The following is a 19,231-nucleotide window of genomic DNA, read 5'->3' as shown; positions in this document are numbered from 1 at the left end:
CTTTAGCCGTCATCTCCTATCTCAATTATTTTTTTGTGGCTTCTATTTTTAGCGTTGTTAAAATAATACTAAAAATTACAAAGGGCGTGTCTGAAAAGCGATTTTGAGACACGCTCTTTGCGATGTTGTTTATTTGAGCGAATTTCAAGATTTAACAAGCTAATCGCTCCTTTTTGGAAAGCATAGCTTCCATATCAATTCTTTCAATTTTAAAACGGTTCTTCTCCTTTCAGCAAATTTCCTTGTTGATCGTAGTAATGAATCGCGAAATACCCATCATCACTTTGCATACTAACAGGTATAGAGAAATAATAAATACCTGCTTCATTTGTTAAAATATTCAAGGTTACAATTTCTTTTGTCATTACATTTTCAACTTCAATTCGCCCAATATTATGGTTGGCTGGTAATGCAAAAATATTGCCTGTAGAATCCCCTTCATATACTGCTGACGATAAGAATATTTGTAACACATCATCTCTTCCCCAAATTGTACGTTCTCGTAAATAACCTCGCCTCTCCTTTATATAAATAAAATTCGATAAAATATAAATATTATCTCCAGCATCAATTAAAATTGATAACTGTTCACCAAACCTTGCTGTATCAACGATTTTCGCCTCTGATACATCAACCCATTCCCCCATAAACTCCTTGTAGGAAGCGACGGACTGTTCAAATAATGCTTGTTCATTCATAGCATATTGTCCATTGGAAGGTTTCATAAAGCTAATGATTATTGCTAGCAAAATTGTCACTTGAATAATCGCAAAAAAATAATTCCGCTTTCCGCGCCAATTGCTATAAAGTAAATAAGCAAAAAAACTAAACAAAGCAAATTTGCCGATAATTCTCCAGAAATCCATATAAAATATTTCTATATTTGGCAATTGATTTTCCCCTAATTTTTGTATATTCCATGCTCCATAGGTTTTTTCAAGCTTATCTATTAAATCTGATGCTTGTGCTGTTAGCTGCTCAAATGTTGTGATTTCTGGAAATTCTACTTCCGTACTAGCATCGCCTACTATGAATGTCATATGCTGAAGTAACTCAGCTAATAAACGACCATTTTTCTCTTCGAGGATGGCTTGTTGTAATAACCAATCGCTTGCTGATAAATATTGTATCCGAGCCTGCGTGTCAAAATTACTTCCCACTACTGTTGTAAATTGTTGCCATCGCTCCATATAAGCTTGCTCAATAGATGCTATACTTTTACTACCAACCGTTTCCGTCATATGAGGCGAGCCTTTAACAAGGAATAGTAGCAAAAACACCACACAGCATGTTGTCAACACCGTCAGTGAAAACGGCCATAATGCCTTTTGCTTTCGCTGTGCTCTGCGAAGTGTCTCTAGTTTCTTTTGTTGTGAAAAAAATCCCACTTTATAAGCGTCCTTCATTGCCTTTTGAATTGGGTCTTTCATATAGCTCTCCCTCCTCTAACACTTGACCTAACATGTGCCGCGCCCTTCTTAATCTTGTTTTCACTGTATTAACAGGAATTTTTAAAACCTTACTGCTTTCATCCAATGAAAATTCTGCGAAATGAAATAGGACAATTACATCTTTATATTTTCTAGGCAAATTTTCTATCGCATGAACAAGCTGTTGTTGCTCATCTTTCTGCAGTACTTCTAGCTCCGGTGTCTGTGCTGTTTTCAACCATTTTTGAAATACTTCTGAAACAATGACTTTTTTATGTTTCCAGCTCATTAAATAATCGTGTGTAACATTAATTGCAATACGGTATAAATAAGTTTTGACTGTTGCCTCGTGACGATATTTTGAAAGTGAACGATAATATCGAATAAAGGTTTCCTGTGTTAAATCTTCGGCTGTTTGCCAATTGTGCACATATGTATAAATAAGTCGGACTAAATAATCTCCGTAGGCATCCATCGCTTGCTGCAATAGCTCGTCATGCTGCTTCACGCGCTCACCTCCAAATAGCAATTTTTAGTTAGACTGATGTAATAACTTAAAAGTTTCATTTTTTTAATATAAAAAATGCGAGAAAATAGATATTTCTCTACTTCATCGCATCTTCTAAATTATTGAATTTGTCTTGCAATTTTTTCTGTTAAGCGCATCGTTACCTTTGGCAGCACCATTTTAATGACCGGTGTTAACACCGCACCTGATAAGCCACCTGCATTTACTTCAATAATGCCTGTCATTGTCGTGTGCTCTGCCGTACCTTCTGCAGTAAACTTGCCACTACCAGTAAAATTATCCGTTAAACCTTTTAGCTCAAATTTAATGCTAGAAGGCTCATTCCATTCGATAATGTTTAACTCCATTTTAACTGTCTTTTTAAGCCCTTTAAAACTGCCCTCGAATGTCCAAATTGATTTTCGTTCATCAATTTGCTCATGCTCCTTATACGCGGGAACCATCGTTGCCCAATGCTCAATTTTACTAACGTAATCCCATACTTTTTCAACGGCTACAGGAATCGTTACTGAATGTGATGCTACTGCCATTTGTTTCACTACTTTCTTTTGTCTCTTTATTGTCACTACCTATGTCATTATATAGTTTGTGACTTTATTTTTGCTAGTAATTGCTGTGCATTTTTTTCAATTTCTTCAAAACTATTTTCAAGTATAGTTGGGCGTAAAGGCTTACTAACTAAAAAGCCTTGAATATAATCACATTTAGCTTGCTCTAAATAAGCTAATTGGCGCTCCGTTTCAATTCCTTCCGCTACAACATTTAGCTTCAAATGCTTGGCCATTGATAAAATTAGCAACACAATCGCATCCTGTTCCTCGTTTTTATCAATATTCCAAACAAAGCTTCTATCAATTTTTAAGCAATCTATCGGAAAATCCTTCAAATAGGATAAAGATGAATAACCCGTTCCAAAATCATCCACTGCAATGGTAATCCCCTGCTCCTGCAACTCCTGAATAATTGCCATAATTGAGCTTGTATTGATGGTCATACTTTCTGTAATTTCTAATTGCAAATAGCTTGTATCTAGCTCGGTTTCCGCTAAAATTTCTTGCACACTTTCTACAAAATTGCCCTGCAATAGCTGACCTAATGATAAGTTAACTGCCACTTTAATGAAGCGATTTTGTAATTGCCATTCCCTCGCTTGTTTACACGCTTCCCTTAATACCCATTGGCCAATTGGTACAATTAGCCCGGATTCCTCGGCAAGTGGGATAAATTCTCCCGGCGAGATAAAGCCTCTCTTGCCATGATGCCATCTCACTAACGCTTCTACAGAATAAATTTTACCTGTTTGCAAATTAAATTGTGGCTGGTATTCAATATACAGCTCATTTCTTTGGATAGCTTGCCGTAAATCATGTTCCAATAAAATACGATTTGCGCGCTTCGCTGCCATTTCCTTCTCATAAAATAAAACATTGCTACTGTCATTGCGCGCCTCATACATTGCAAACTGGGCATATTCCAAAAGCCCCTCTGCGCTATCGGCATCTTTTGGATATTGTGCAATACCAACATTAAAATGGCTATTTAAAGAGAAATGCTGAATTTGAAATGGCTCCTCCATCATTTTTTGCAAATTCTGAATAATTCTATACAAATGCCAATCATCCAAATCCTCAAGATATATAGCAAAAAGTTCTTCTCTCAATAAATAGAGAGAATATTGCGATGCTAAAATTTGTACAATTTTTTGTGCGACTTTTTGTTTAAAAATATCCGCATAATTTGAGCCAAGTGTCGACCGAATCATTAATAATCGGTCTATTTCTAAAACAATTACTGTTTTCTCTCCTTTTCTCTCAATCAAAGCATGATTTAATCGTTCTTTAAAATAGCGCTCGTTCGGCAGCCCTGTTAACTCATCATAGTAAGCTAATTTATGAGCAATTCGCTCTGACTTCTCCAAGGAATCCTTTGCCTCCAAAATTTCTCGATAAGGCTTTTCTATACCTGAATAATAAATCGTTTGAACAATCATATAGTACGCTACAAGCTGGAATAAATGTCCTACAAAATTATTAATGCTAAATTTATCTGGAAACATGATAAATAAAGCATCACTAATTAATAGACAAATAGAAGCAAATATATAATATAAATTTTTCTTTTTTGTTCCTTTTTTCATTACAATAAAAATAAATGCTACTTGCAAAATCATTGCTAACCCATGTAAAGAGAGCTTTAAAGAGGTTGCACCTTGCGCATCCATTAGTAGTGGGAGTGGTGATGACGGCATATAAACAAGGATAATATAGCTGCTCAAAATGATTGTAGCAATGATAGTAGATGCCAGCATATAACGAGCATCCACCTGCCTTAGCTTTATAAAAAAGAAGAGCCCTAAGCCAATCGGCAAGCTAAATCTCGTAAACATGTAAAGCCAAATAGTCCGGGACATATCACTTTCATAAAAGAAGAAAGGCATGCCCGGATAGGAAATTGTATGTAAAACTTCAATAACAGTAATACTAGCAAAAATGCCGATTAAAAAAACAAGACGATTCGTTACACTGTAGCGCATGACCGTTATTACATGGATAATGATTGATATGGCAGCTGCAATAATTAACATCTCTAAAATAAGATGGACAACAACATAATTGTCCATGCCAAAAATACCATATAAATAATTATCAGCTAACAATGAAATACCTACAGTGAATATGATAATAATCATTAGACGAATGGGGTGTTCAATATATATAAATTTATCTACTTCTTTTCCCATAATCTCATTCCTTTGCAGTCATTTCCTTTAAATGGCTATCTAACTGTCATTTTAACATATTTCTACTTTTATTTTCCCTCTTATATTAAAAATAATCGTTATTTGTGAAACTTTATTATAACAAATAAATTAAATATTCTGTAAACTTTTAACTCAAAGTAAAAGAGCCGCCCCATATCGCCTTAGGCAGCTCCTTATTATATATTGGTTAAATCAGTTATTTTTCTAATAACTTCGCTTCATAATTCACTTTTTTTAATAATCGTTGTGCATTGCTTTCAATTTCATTCAATCTATCCTCTAATACTTCTGCGGGTAATGGTCTACTAATTAGGAAACCTTGAATAATATCACAGGAGGTTTTGACTAAATAGGACAGCTGCTTCTCAGTTTCAATCCCTTCCGCTACAACCCCTAGCTTTAAATGCTTAGCCATTGATAAAATCATGAGTACCAATGCATCCTCGTCTGTACTGCGATCAATATTCCATATAAAGCTGCGATCTATTTTTAAGCAGTTTAGGGGGAAATCCTTTAAATAAGACAGTGACGAATAACCTGTACCAAAATCATCTACTGCGATAGTCACACCATACTCCTGCAATTTTTGAATAACCGCTGTAACAGACTCAATATTCATTGTCATGCTTTCTGTTATTTCTAACTGTAAATAATGAGCATCTAACTCGGTTTCAGCTAATATCCCTTGGATAAACTCCACTAAATTATCCTGCAATAATTGCCCTAATGATATATTTACAGCAACTTTTATATAATGCCCTTGAGACTGCCATTTTTTCGCTTGCATACAAGCCTCTTTCAATACCCACTGCCCAATTGGTATAATCAGCCCCGTCTCTTCTGCAATCGGTATGAAATCCGCTGGTGAAATAAGACCCAGTTTACTATGCCGCCATCTAACCAATGCTTCAACAGAATGAATTTTACCTGATGGTAAATGGAGCTGTGGCTGATATTCTAATATTAATTCGTTCCTTACAATCGCTTGACGTAAATCGTTTTCCAGCACTAATTTTGCTGAACGTTTTTCTGACATAGAGGATGCATAGAATAGGACGCTTTTCGCGCTATATCTTGCTTCATACATCGCAAACTCCGCATATTTAAACAAATCCTTACTATTAGTAGCGTCCTTTGGATATTGAGCAATTCCTGCATTAAAATGGCTCATTAATGAAAAATGTTGGATTGGAAACGGTCTTTGCATTATTTTTTGTAAGCTATCTACAACTTGTAAAATAGCCTCATCTCCTAAATCATCCAACAGCAAAATAGCAAAGCGGTCTTCCCTCAGCAAATAGATACTATATTTACTTGGGAGCGTGTGTCGTATTCGGTCAGCAACGCTGCATTTTAAGCTATCTGCATAGTGGGAGCCTAGCGTTGATTGAATGACTGATAAACGGTCTATTTCTAAAATAATAACTGTTTTAATCGCTTTAGTTTTATGAAAGCTATTTAATTTCTCCATGAAGAAGCGCTCATTTGGCAGCTGTGTTAATTCATCATAATAAGCCATCTTGTACATTGCCTGCTCCGATTCTTCCAAGGATTTTTTAGCGATTGAAATCTCCCGATAAGGCTTTTCAATAGCGGAATAATAAATAGCTTGGACAAACATATAAAAAGCAGATAAATGAAAAATATGTCCTAAAAAATTGCTAAAATGATAAACATCAGCAAAGAAAATAAACAAAATATCGCTCAAAATTAAACAAACTGATGCAAATAAATAATGTAAATATTTATCCCTTTTATAGCTTCGCAAAATAATGGCAATTAAAATAAGCTGCAAAAATGCCGCACTTGCCTGTAGCGTATTTTTTAATGCCGTTGGACCTTGCTCACTTACAAGTGGCGGCAAAATTTTTGTCGGTATATAAACAATATAAATAGCGCTGCACACAATCGTTATCACTGCTGCACTAAATAATACCGCAAAGCTTGTTTTTACAATTTTAAGCTGTGTTGAAAATATAAAAATCAGTCCTGCAGGTAATAATATTCTTATAAAAATATATAGCCAAACAGCTCTATATCCATCACTTTCATATACTAAAAAGGGCATTCCTTCATAAGACAATGTATGCAAAATTTCCATGACCGTAATTGAACCGAAAAGTGAAATTAAATAAACAGCTCTGTTTGTTAAATTATAACGAGTGGTAGTCAATACTTGCATAACAATCGCAACAGTTGCTGCAACTATAAACATTTCTACGATAAGATGTACCATCACATAGTTTTGTTCACCGAAGAGAGCATATAATTGATTTTCCAATACTAATGCAATAACTAACGTTGTAATAATAATGACAAACAGCCTAGTTGGGTTTTTAATATAAGAAAACCTATCATCTATTTTCCTCATAAATTGCCCCCTCCTCTACAACAATTCTAACTATTTTAACTCTTGCAGTTATCTTATCATATCTAACATATATGCGTTACATTTTTCATAAAAAACCACTTTTTTTTATTTTCATTCAGTATAAGCTTGAAATTACCTCTTGCCTAAAGGTATTATGCATAATAAAAAAATAAGATTCAGTGGATGTTTGAACACCCACTGAATCTCGTCTAATGCTTGCATTCATCTTCACACCTATAGAGATGGGAGACTTCTACTAAAAGAAGTTAAAACTAAACTATATGCTAGGATTAGGATAATCGTCCTTTAAAATCTTCATAGCTAAATTGCTTTTGAATGCGACACTCGCCATTCGCATCTTGAATAACAATCGCAGGTAAAGCCATCCCATTAAATGTATTGTTTTTTACCATGGAGTAAATCGCCATATCTTCAAATACGAGACGATCTCCTACAGCTAACGGCTGGTCGAATGAATAATCACCAATCACATCGCCTGCTAAACAAGTCGGGCCTCCTAAGCGGTAAGCATGTGGCTTTTCGCCTACTTTGCCCGAGTTTTGAAGTGGGGGTCGGTAAGGCATTTCAAGCACATCTGGCATATGACAGGATGCTGATGTATCTAAAATCGCTAGCTCCATGCCATTTTCCAATGTTTCTAAGACAGTCGTAACTAAATAACCCGCTCTGTAGGCAATTGCCTCACCTGGCTCTAAATAAACCTCTAGCCCATATTTATCCTGCATTCGTTTAATACAAGACTCTAATAGTGGAATGTTATAATCTTCACGCGTAATATGGTGCCCTCCACCAAAATTAATCCATTTCATCTGCGGTAGCCATTGTCCAAACTTTTCTTCTACTGCATCAAGTGTCACTGCCAATGCATCGGAATCTTGCTCGCATAATGTATGGAAGTGGATGCCGTCAATTTGCCCCAATAACTCGGGCTTGAAATGCTTTAAGGTAACACCAAAACGACAGCCACGAGCACAAGGGTCATAAATTTCAGGTCCTTCCTGCGTAGAGCATTCAGGATTAATACGCAAGCCGACGCTTTTGCCAGCTGCGCGTACTTTCGCTCCGAATTTCTCCACTTGCGCAAAGGAATTGAAAACGATATGGTCGCATAGCTCGATAATTTCGTCGATTTCATCCTCGCGATATGCTGGAGAAAAAACATGGTTTTCCTTCCCCATTTCCTCGCGACCAAGCTTAGCCTCATACAAACCGCTTGACGCAGTACCGTTTAAATATTTACCGATTAACGGATACAGTGAAAACATCGAAAATGCCTTTTGTGCCAAAATAATTTTACAGCCTGTTCGCTCCATAACCCCATGTAAAATTTTCAAGTTATTTTCAATTAACACTTCATCTACCACGTAGCTTGGTGTTGGTACTTGTTCAAACTTCATCATTAGTCAACTAACTCCGGATTGAAGCTTTCTTTCCAAGGTAAGCCCCATTTATTTAATGCATCCATGAATGGGTCTGGATTGAATTCCTCTACATTATATACACCTGGCTTGTTCCATTCACCATTGACAACGAGCATTGCACCAATCATCGCAGGCACGCCTGTTGTGTAAGAAACTGCCTGTGAACCAACCTCTGCATAACAAGCTTCATGGTCACAAATATTGTATACGTAGTAAGTTTTATCTTGTCCGTCTTTTTTACCACGGAAAATACAGCCGATATTTGTTTTTCCTTTTGTACGTGGACCAAGTGATGCTGGGTCTGGTAATACTGCTTTTAAAAATTGTAATGGAATAATTTCTTTACCTTCAAACATAATTGGCTCGATTGAAGTCATGCCAACGTTTTCTAAGCATTTTAAATGCGTTAAATAGCTTTGGCCAAATGTCATGAAGAAGCGGATTTGCTTTAAGCCAGGTACGTTTTTCGCTAATGATTCCAATTCTTCATGGTATAGCAAGTACATATCCTTTTCGCCAACTTCTTCAAAATTATAAACACGTTTAATTTCCATTGGCTGTGTTTCAATCCACTCGCCCTCTTTCCAGTAACGACCATTCGCAGATACTTCACGAATATTAATTTCTGGATTAAAGTTTGTTGCGAATGGATAGCCATGGTCACCACCATTGCAGTCTAAAATATCGATATATTCGATTTCATCAAAATGATGCTTTAAAGCATGTGCTGTAAATACACCTGTTACTCCTGGGTCGAAGCCTGAGCCTAAAAGTGCCGTAATACCAGCTTCTTTAAAGCGATCATGGTAAGCCCATTGCCATTTATATTCAAATTTCGCTGTGTCCTCTGGCTCATAGTTTGCTGTATCCATATAATGTGTTTTTGTTGCTAAGCATGCGTCCATAATCGTTAAATCTTGATATGGTAATGCAAGGTTCATCACAATATCAGGCTTTACCTCGTTAATTAACGCGATAAGCTCCTCTACATTGTCTGCATCAACTTGTGCAGTTGTAATTATTGTACCTTTGCCATCTAATTTTGCTTTTAATTCGTCACATTTTGCTTTTGTACGACTAGCGATACAAATTTCCTCGAATACCTCGCTATTTTGTACACACTTGTGTACTGCTACAGATGCCACGCCACCTGCTCCGATAATTAATGCCTTTGCCATTTTACTCGTCTCCTTTGTTTTCAACTTCTGTTAATAATTTTTGTACGTAATTCGGTAAATAGAATGCGCCTTTATGCAGATTCGAATTATAATATTTCGTTGCAATATTATTGGCCTTCCAAACGCTTGCACTCATATCCTTTACCGGATGATATTTTTTAGATGCAAAACCAAATAACCAGTGCCCTGATGGATATGTCGGGATGTGTGCCTGATACACACGACTAATTGGGAAGCATTCAATAATACGTTGATGCGCGCGCTGCATTGCAGCAACATCCTCATCATAAAACGGGCTTTCATGCTGATTAACCATAATGCCATCTTCTTTTAATGCTTTATAACAGCTCCCATAAAACTCTCGTGTAAATAGGCCTTCGCCTGGTCCAAATGGATCTGTCGAATCAACAATAATAATATCGTATTCATTTTCACAAAACCGAACATATTTTAAGCCATCCTCAATATGAATGTGGACACGCGGGTCATCAAACTTGCTTGCTGTTTGTGGCAAATATTTTTTTGCCGCCTCAATGACCATTTCGTCGATTTCGACTAAGTCAATATGCTCAATAGCTTGATATTGTACAAGCTCACGTACAACACCACCGTCACCCGCTCCGATAATTAACACCTTTTTAGGATTCGGATGCACAGCCATCGGAACATGCGTAATCATCTCGTGATAAATAAATTCGTCCTTCTCTGTCAACATCATAAAGCCATCTAGTGTAAGAAAGCGTCCGAATTCCTTCGATTCAAACACATCGATGCGCTGAAATTCACTTTGCGCGCTATATAGCTGTTTATCTACTTTTATCGACAGTCTCACATTCGGTGTATGGCTTTCGCTAAACCATAAATCCATCCTATCGCACCTCCGTTAACACGTTGAGTCGTGCAATTTCCAAATCCTCGGGACCGATAATTGTACAGTCCTTGTCTTTCGCATATTCAATATATTCGACAATTTCCTGGGTAATTTTTTCACCCGGTGCTAAAATCGGAATGCCTGGCGGGTAACACATGACAAACTCACTACAAACGCGTCCAACCGTTTCACGTAGAGGCAAAAGCTCCTTTTCTGCATAAAACGCATATTGCGGCGTTGTAATTACTTGCGGATCGATATATTCTTGCGTAATAAGCCCTGCCTTATCTGTTTTGTAGCGACGGCGAATTTCAGCTAATGCGCTAACAAGTCGCTCAATGTCTCGCTCTCTGTCCCCTACAGAAACATATGCTAAAATATTGCCAATATCGCCAAACTCGATTTGAATATCGTATTCATCCCTTAAAATATCGTATACTTCAATCCCTGCTAGACCAATATCCAATGTATGAACCGATAACTTTGTTGCATCAAAATCGTAAATGCTATCGCCATTTATTAGCTCGCTTGAATACGCATAATAATCACCAATTTTGTTAATTTCCTCGCGTGCATATTGCGACAGCTTCATCACATGCTCAAAAATCTCCTTGCCATTTAACGCTAAATTACGACGTGATAAATCTAAACTTGATAATAATAAATAAGAGCCGCTTGTCGTTTGCGTTAAATTGACAATTTGCCGTGCATAGCCAACGTTGATTTTAGGACCCATTAATAAAAATGAGCTTTGCGTTAAGCTACCACCAGATTTATGCATACTTACCGCTGCCATATCAGCACCAGCTGCCATCGCCGTAATTGGCATGTTTTCACCAAAATAAAAATGTGTGCCATGCGCTTCGTCAACGAGCACTAACATTTCGTGGTCATGCGCCAGTTTGACGATGCCCTGTAAATCAGAGCAAATGCCATAGTATGTTGGATTATTCACTAAAATTGCTTTAGCATCCGGATTTTCTTTAATCGCTTTTTCTACTTGGGAAATTTTCATTCCTAGTGCAATTCCCAGCTTGTAATCCATATCTGGATTAACATAAACCGGCTCAGCTCCACATACAACAAGCGCATTAATAACGCTGCGGTGTACGTTACGTGGCAAAATAATTTTATCACCGCGCTTACACGCTGTTAAAATCATCGATTGCACTGCTGAAGTTGTGCCATTCACCATGAAAAAGGCATGAGCTGCCCCGAATGCTTGTGCTGCTAGCTCCTCTGCATCTTTAATAACAGATACAGGATGGCATAAATTATCTAGCGGCTTCATCGAATTGACATCGACACTGACACATTGCTCTCCTAAAAAAGCTGTTAGTTCAGGGTTGCCGCGTCCACGTTTATGCCCCGGCACATCGAATGGTACGATGCGTTTACTTTTAAATTGTTGTAGTGCATCGTAAATTGGTGCATCGTGCTGTGACAATCGTGTACTCATCCTTTTCCCCCCTAAATTCAGTGCTTATCCGTTCAAAAGAAAAAAGCAAGTGAACGGTATACGCACCATCTCACTTGCTTTTGTATGTATTGTTTATGAAAAGTCCCTTTGTAAAAAAACCCATTTCTACGGCGCAAAATAAACCCGTAGCAGTGCTAAGAGGAAAGTCTTTTCAATATTCATACATAACCGAATAGGTTTTTTTAGAGTCTATATAGCAAATAATTACTTTTACTACTCTTATTGACCGTTTCACAAGTTGATGTGCATTTCTACACTGGTTGTAAAGTAACCAACTTATAAAATTTGAGCTTCTAACTCAATCAATAAAGCAACTTGACGTTGCCAGTCGGCAGTTGACCCGGCTGTCCGTATGGCCTTAACTTTCCTCAGCAAATGAAGCTTACCGAAAGTGGTCAAAAAGTATTTGCTGGAAAGACTCTTTTTTGAATATTTGCTTTCCAATTTAACAACTCGTTCAGTTTAACAATGCATGTTTTATTTGTCAATTACATTCAGCATATTTTTTTGCGGAAAGCGAAAGAAATTTCTTTCCCCATTATGCGATTATAGTTATATCAAGCTTTCAAACAATTGTTACAGTTTGATTGCAGGTGGGGGATTTTTGTATCTGACACTTAAAAAAACATGTACTCCTACGGTTACTCATCGTAAAATATCACTGCGGAAAATCAGGAAATTCATTTAATTTGTTGACAAAATAATCGTATAAACAGTAGACCTTAATTGGAGAGAAAGATTTTATATAATTTATCATCATACTTCTGTGGATTACCACGACCATCTGTATTATTGCTAATAAAATACAGCACACCATCTTCAATATATACATCGCGAATTCTGCCGAGTCCTGTTACAACTTCCTCGTATTGCTTTGCTTCAATGTCAAATGCTAAAATGGCTGTGCCTCGTAATGCTGCCACATATAATTTACCATCATAAAAATCCATTCCGGAGGGTGCCCAAGTTGTCTCCGTTCCTGAGGTAAACTGTGGGGAATGCATCCCTTGCTGTGTTTCATTTCCTTCAATTAGTGGCCAGCCATAGTTTTGACCTGCTTGTATTTGATTAATTTCATCATTTTTAGCGCTACCATGCTCACTCGCGTATAGTGTAGCATCTGGCAACCAGCTAAGACCTTGCGCATTGCGATGACCATAACTATAAATATAGGAATTAGGAAATGGATTATCCTTTGGAATCGAGCCATCCAAATTTACTCTTAAAATTTTACCTCCTAATGATTGGAGATTTTGAGCTAAGCTTGCTTCCGATGCGTCACCCGCTGTTGCATATAGCTTTTGGTCTGGCCCAATTTTTAGACGTCCCCCATGATGATATGTCCCACTTGGTATTTGATCAATAAGCAAGTCTTTTTCATACCAAATATTATCCTCTAAATAAAGCGTTATAATGCGATTAAACTGCGCTACTTTATCAACATATGTGTAATAGGCATAGGCTAATTTTGAATCCTGAAAATCAGGTGCAAGCACAAAGCCTAATAAACCTGCCTCTGCTACTGTTGCTAGCTCTTTCTCAAGTACAACTTGCTGTCGTTCCATTTTTCCATTTTCAATTTTAACAATGCTTCCCGCACGTTCCGTTAGATAAAAAGTATCTTCTATTTTTGCGATTGCCCATGGTGCTCGTAAATTTTCTGCAGCCACTTGCTGTACCTCGTTTTGTTGCTCATTGAACACAAACGATTGCGGCTCATCTATAGAGCATCCTGCGAGTAGTAGAATGCTTAATAAATATAAATATTTCATCCATTCCCCCCTAGTTAGCAAAATATACATCTATAACGCCTCGATGCAATTGGATACCACCTAAAAAATCAATAGAAACACAGAATAAAATACTTTTTTATAGCTTTCCAGCTCTTTCACGTTATTGTACCAAGATTTCTTCGAGCTGTTTGGTCGAGGTGAACCTAAAACAAGGCTATATGAAACTTTAACAACACATTATCTCATCGCTTCCCTTTTACTTAAGATAAACACGACTGAAGCCGATGTCTCTCCTCTTTTCAAAGTTGGATTTCTCCATTTTCATAAGTAAACATATTATCATAAAACCAAAACAAAGATGTTCTTAAAGCTAGCTAAGGACTCCCTACCCTTAAAGTACTTGAATAACAACGACTTTTAAATAATTAAATTCTGGGTAATTATGTGGCACTTGAAAATCTTCCGGTAGCTGGTGCTGCTCTAAAATTTTATAGCGCTTGTTTGAATCTTTAAAAGCCTTATCAATGAAGGTTTTGAACTTTTTCATATTGAAGCTAGCATTATTTGTCGAGGCAATAATTACACCATTTGGCGCTGTAATTGTTAGTGCATCTCTCAGCAATTTTGGATAATCTTTCGCCGTGCTAAATGTCATTTTTTTCGTGCGTGCAAAGCTCGGTGGGTCTAATATGACAACATCAAACGTTAATTGATGACGGGCCGCATAGCTAAAGTAATCAAAAACATTCATCACTTTAATATCCTGCGCCTCGTAGTCAATCGCATTGACACTAAATTGCTCAATTGTTTTTGGCAAGCTACGTTTCGCTAAATCGACGCTCGTTGTTTTTGTTGCACCGCCAAGTGCTGCAGCCACCGAAAATGCACCTGTATAAGAAAATGTATTGAGCACTGTTTTTCCTGCTGCATACGAATCGCGCAGGACTTTACGCACATTACGTTGATCGAGGAAAATACCCGTCATCGCCCCATCATTCAAATCTATCGCATAATGCATGCCATTCTCTTGAATAATAATTGGAAACTCGCCCTTTTCCCCTGACACATAGTCATCCTGCTCCACATATTGCCCGTTCACATTAAAGCGCTTCTTCTCATAAACACCGCGTGCATTCACCACTTCCATCAGTGCCGCATACACGTCCTCGCGGAACGTATAAATTCCCTCGCTATACCAGCTCACCATATAAAAACCATTGAAGAAATCAATCGTTAAACCGCCGATGCCATCCCCTTCCCCGTTAAAAATGCGGAAAGCTGTTGTGTCATCTGCCTCAAAAAAGCTCGTCCGACATGTCACAGCCTCATGAATTCTCTTCGCAAAAAAAGCACGGTCAATTTGTTCATTTGCGTTACGTGTTAGCACCCAACCAACGCCCTTATTTTGCACACCATAATAGCCTGTCGCAATATATTGTCCCTTGTTGTCTACTAATTTCACAAGTGTTCCTTCTATGATTGAGGCATCCTCATTTTCTACAGCATCTTTTAAAATTAATGGATAGCCATTTTTTAATTCTTTTACATAATTTTCTTTAATCAATAATGTTGTCATGTCGTCATCCTTTGTCTTTGGCATTTCTTCTATTATACATTAAGGGCATCTCAAAAGCGTGTTATAGCTGCTATTGGATTTCTTTTAAAATGTGATAAACACTGAATTTCGCGGCTTTTCTCTAAGGTTAGATTGAGTAATGAAAACAAACTTTCGTTACATTAAAAGGAGGAGCTATCTTTTTCGACAGCTCCCCCCTTCTTTCCACTACTTCACTACAATATTAACTAATTTACCCGGGATAACAACTACTTTTATTACGTCTTTGCCCACGATAAATTCTTTTACTTTTTCATCTGCTAATGCAGTAGCTTCCAAGTCTTCCTTCGAAATATCTTTAGCAACTTTAATTTTTGCACGTACTTTTCCTAGCACTTGCACAACGATTTCTACTTCATCTTCTACCAGCTTTGATGGGTCGAATGTTGGCCATGCTGAGTACGTAATTGTTTCAGTATGACCGAATTTTTGCCATAGCTCCTCTGCAATATGACGAGCAACTGGTGATAGCATTTGTACAAAGCCTTCAGCATATTCTTTCGGCACTGAATCCACTTTATAACATTCGTTAATAAATACCATCATTTGTGAAATCGCCGTATTGTAGCGCATTGCTTCAAAGTCTTCTGTCACTTTTTTCACTGTTTGATGATAAGCAAGCTCTAGTTTACCATCATTTGTGTCAACGACTTTGCTACTCACAGCACCGTTATCATCAATGAATAGACGCCAAATGCGGTCTAAGAAGCGACGTGCACCATCTAAGCCATTTGTCGACCATGCTTTGGATGCTTCAAGTGGCCCCATAAACATTTCATAAAGGCGAAGCGTATCCGCACCATGTGATGCCACAATATCATCTGGGTTGATTACATTACCTTTCGATTTAGACATTTTTTCGTTGTTTTCGCCTAAAATCATTCCTTGGTTAAATAGCTTTTGGAAAGGCTCCTTCGTATGCACGACACCGATATCGTATAGCACTTTGTGCCAGAAGCGCGCGTATAGCAGATGCAGTACCGCATGCTCTGCTCCACCAACATAAATATCAACAGGTAGCCAGCGCTTTGCTAGCTCTGGGTCGATAATCATTTCATCATTGTCTGGGTCGATATAGCGTAAATAGTACCAGCAGCTACCCGCCCATTGCGGCATCGTATTTGTTTCACGACGACCTTTTTTACCTGTTACTGGGTCTACTACATTTACCCATTCGTCAATATTCGCTAATGGTGATTCACCTGTACCACTTGGGCGAATATCATTTGTTTTTGGAAGCATTAGAGGCAGCTCTTCCTGTGGAACAGTTGTCATTGTACCATCTTCCCAATGAATTACAGGAATTGGCTCGCCCCAATAGCGTTGACGTGAGAATAACCAGTCGCGTAGACGGTAAGAAATTTTCTTCTCACCAACACCCTTTTCCTCTAGCCAAGCAATAGCTTTTGTAATACCTTCTTCCTTATTTAAGCCGTTTAAAAAATCTGAGTTAATATGCTCACCGTCACCAATAAATGCTTCTTTCGAAATATCACCGCCTGCAAGCACCTCTTTAATTTCTAAGCCGAATTCTTTCGCAAACTCATAGTCGCGTTCATCATGAGCAGGCACTGCCATAATTGCACCTGTACCGTATGTTGCAAGTACATAATCAGCAATCCATACAGGAATTTTTGCACCGTTAATTGGATTTACTGCATAAGCACCTGTGAATACACCTGTTTTTTCCTTTGCTAAGTCTGTACGCTCAAGGTCTGATTTTGTTTTTACTTTATCAAGATAAGCGTCCACTTGCGCACGCTGTTCAGCTGTTGTAATTTCAGCAACTAGCTTATGCTCTGGTGCTAATACTGCATATGTTGCACCAAATAGCGTATCTGGGCGCGTTGTGAAAACGTCAAATGAGTGCTCTGTACCATCGATTGTAAATGTGACCTCCGCACCTTCTGAGCGACCAATCCAATTGCGCTGCATTTCCTTTAAGCTTTCTGGCCAATCAAGCTCATCTAAATCCTCTAATAGACGGTCTGCATATTCCGTAATGCGTAGAATCCATTGACGCATTGGGCGACGTTCTACCGGATGCCCGCCGCGCTCGGATTTACCATCGATTACTTCCTCATTCGCTAGTACCGTTCCAAGTGCTGGACACCAATTTACAGGTACTTCATCTACATACGCTAAACCACGATTGAATAATTGGATAAAAATCCATTGCGTCCATTTATAATATTTAGGGTCTGTCGTATTAATTTCGCGGTCCCAGTCGTAAGAAAAGCCTAAATCATTCATTTGACGCTTAAATGTCGCAATATTTTTCGCCGTAAACTCTGCAGGATCATTTCCTGTATCAAGTGCATATTGCTCAGCAGGTAACCCGAAAGCATCCCAGCCCATCGGATGTAGCACATTATAGCCTTGCATGCGCTTAAACGAGCTTAAAATATCCGTCGCGATATAGCCAAGTGGATGTCCTACATGCAAGCCTGCCCCTGATGGGTACGGAAACATATCTAATGCAAAAAACTTTGGTTTACTGTTGTCATTCACCGTTTTAAATGTTTTGTTATCCGCCCAATACTTTTGCCATTTCTTATCAATTTCTTGATGATTGAAACTCATATTACTCCTCCTCAAAATCATAGTATCGACTTGTTTTCCACCGTTCAAACTGAAGTGACAGAATTTTTAGAAAAATAAAAAACTCGCCCCATTCCGTAGAAAGGGACGAGAGTAAATTTGACTCCCGCGGTACCACCCAAATTAGTGACACTGCACTCAGCTCCAGCTTCTTAACGCGAAAACACGGCTTCTAGTTAATCTTTTTCACTAAAAGCAACTCAAAGGCGAGTTCAATTTGTTCACTTGCTAGCTCACACCAGCCGCTAGCTCTCTAAAAAGTGTCGAAATTTACTATTCCTTGTCATAGTCGTTGTATATAATGCCTTCATTCTAATGGAATTAGCTAGAAAGCACAAGCCTTTTTTAAAGTGCCTGGCACGCAAACAATTTTCACACAATTCACCAAAAAAAATTTTTGGTGTTTATTTATTATCCAAACTTAAAATTTCATCTATTTTTTATAATCAATTTTCCTATTTGCGACATTTTATATAAAGTTTATTGCCTAGTGTGATTTGACAATATCTTTAGCTCTTTTTAAACTTAATAACAATATAAAAAGGAGGTTTGTTATGGCTAGAAAACATCGCCTTTGGTCACCATACCATTATTTCCATATAGTTATGCGCGGAAATAATCGGCAAACAATTTTTTTACATCACACAGACTACCAAGCTTTTTTTCGCATTGTGGAGTACACCTACCAAAAGTATCAATTTTCAATTATTGCATTTTGTATTATGCCAAACCATTATCACCTATTGCTCCATTCCCCTTTTGTTCCTCATAGCAAAATTATGGCGATGATTAATAGGCGCTACAGTGATTATTTTAAAAAGAAATATGACTACAGTGGTCACCTATACGAAAAAAGATTTTTTTCAGATTTAGTCCCCTCTCCCCTAGATATCATTGTTGTAAGTCGTTATATCCACCGCAATCCGATTAATACAACCATTCCTTTAGTAGAAACCTTAGCCTTTTATCCCTACAGTTCTTATTATTACTACTATACTAAAGCACCGACACCATTCAACTTCTTACACCAAGATTCACTTATCACCTATCTTTCCCATACAAAATATCCAACCCTTGACCTCTATTTAACCTATTGCGAAGATGATTATGATTTATAGCCAAAATCAATCGTGCCCTAGCGTAATTGAGCCTAGACTTTTTGAACTTGCTCAAAGATCCCTCTTCAAAAATGTGATATCCGCTTGAGGCTTTGCCTAACA

At 37.7% G+C, this 19,231-nt stretch carries 13 protein-coding genes and 1 other annotated feature; of the genes, 1 reads left to right on the top strand and 12 read right to left on the bottom strand.

The window, feature by feature from the left end; translation table 11 throughout:
- Positions 1-209: 209 nt before the first annotated feature.
- From MHB51_RS00275 to leuS, 12 genes are all read right to left on the bottom strand, one after another.
- Positions 210-1,430 (bottom strand): hypothetical protein, encoded by a 1,221-nt coding sequence (locus MHB51_RS00275; protein ID WP_066161841.1) that lies wholly within the window; start codon positions 1,428-1,430, stop codon positions 210-212.
- Positions 1,390-1,938, bottom strand: a complete 549-nt coding sequence (locus tag MHB51_RS00270; protein ID WP_082798889.1) for a sigma-70 family RNA polymerase sigma factor — start codon at positions 1,936-1,938, stop codon at positions 1,390-1,392. The genes MHB51_RS00275 and MHB51_RS00270 overlap by 41 nt, the downstream gene beginning before the upstream one ends.
- Positions 1,939-2,057: 119 nt before the next feature.
- The gene (locus MHB51_RS00265; protein WP_066164295.1) at positions 2,058-2,489 is read right to left on the bottom strand and encodes an SRPBCC family protein; all 432 of its coding nucleotides are present in this window, start codon (positions 2,487-2,489) and stop codon (positions 2,058-2,060) included.
- Between the two features lie 47 nt (positions 2,490-2,536).
- Positions 2,537-4,699, bottom strand: coding sequence for an EAL domain-containing protein (locus MHB51_RS00260; RefSeq protein ID WP_342558741.1), 2,163 nt, complete (start codon positions 4,697-4,699; stop codon positions 2,537-2,539).
- A 217-nt stretch (positions 4,700-4,916) separates the two neighbouring features.
- The gene (locus MHB51_RS00255; protein WP_342558740.1) at positions 4,917-7,091 is read right to left on the bottom strand and encodes an EAL domain-containing protein; all 2,175 of its coding nucleotides are present in this window, start codon (positions 7,089-7,091) and stop codon (positions 4,917-4,919) included.
- Positions 7,092-7,381: 290 nt separating this feature from the next.
- The gene (gene nspC / locus MHB51_RS00250; RefSeq protein ID WP_066164282.1) at positions 7,382-8,509 is read right to left on the bottom strand and encodes a carboxynorspermidine decarboxylase; all 1,128 of its coding nucleotides are present in this window, start codon (positions 8,507-8,509) and stop codon (positions 7,382-7,384) included.
- 2 nt (positions 8,510-8,511) lie between these two features.
- Positions 8,512-9,711 carry a saccharopine dehydrogenase family protein gene (locus tag MHB51_RS00245; protein WP_066161837.1) on the bottom strand — a complete coding sequence of 400 codons (1,200 nt, stop codon included), beginning with the start codon at positions 9,709-9,711 and terminating at the stop codon, positions 8,512-8,514.
- A gap of 1 nt (position 9,712) precedes the next feature.
- A complete protein-coding gene (speE, locus tag MHB51_RS00240) occupies positions 9,713-10,579 on the bottom strand; it encodes a polyamine aminopropyltransferase (protein ID WP_066161834.1) in 867 nt (288 codons plus the stop codon).
- A gap of 1 nt (position 10,580) precedes the next feature.
- Positions 10,581-12,041 carry an aminotransferase class I/II-fold pyridoxal phosphate-dependent enzyme gene (locus MHB51_RS00235; protein WP_107943017.1) on the bottom strand — a complete coding sequence of 487 codons (1,461 nt, stop codon included), beginning with the start codon at positions 12,039-12,041 and terminating at the stop codon, positions 10,581-10,583.
- Positions 12,042-12,784: 743 nt separating this feature from the next.
- On the bottom strand, positions 12,785-13,834 hold the full coding sequence (locus tag MHB51_RS00230) for a sorbosone dehydrogenase family protein (protein WP_342558739.1): 1,050 nt from the start codon (positions 13,832-13,834) through the stop codon (positions 12,785-12,787).
- A 352-nt stretch (positions 13,835-14,186) separates the two neighbouring features.
- Complete coding sequence (locus tag MHB51_RS00225) at positions 14,187-15,371, bottom strand: class I SAM-dependent rRNA methyltransferase (RefSeq protein ID WP_342559448.1); 1,185 nt, start codon at positions 15,369-15,371, stop codon at positions 14,187-14,189.
- A gap of 207 nt (positions 15,372-15,578) precedes the next feature.
- On the bottom strand, positions 15,579-17,993 hold the full coding sequence (leuS, locus tag MHB51_RS00220; protein WP_342558738.1) for a leucine--tRNA ligase: 2,415 nt from the start codon (positions 17,991-17,993) through the stop codon (positions 15,579-15,581).
- Between the two features lie 98 nt (positions 17,994-18,091).
- Positions 18,092-18,307 (bottom strand) — a binding site (T-box leader).
- Between the two features lie 258 nt (positions 18,308-18,565).
- On the opposite strand from leuS, the gene MHB51_RS00215 reads away from it, so the two are divergent.
- A complete protein-coding gene (locus tag MHB51_RS00215; RefSeq protein WP_066161815.1) occupies positions 18,566-19,129 on the top strand; it encodes a transposase in 564 nt (187 codons plus the stop codon).
- The last annotated feature ends 102 nt before the right edge of the window (positions 19,130-19,231 follow it).

This window comes from Metasolibacillus sp. FSL K6-0083 (assembly GCF_038630865.1).
Classification (GTDB): domain Bacteria; phylum Bacillota; class Bacilli; order Bacillales_A; family Planococcaceae; genus Metasolibacillus; species Metasolibacillus fluoroglycofenilyticus.
The sequence above is the reverse complement of the archived record's forward strand: the minus strand, read 5'-3'. Positions and strand labels throughout refer to the sequence as shown.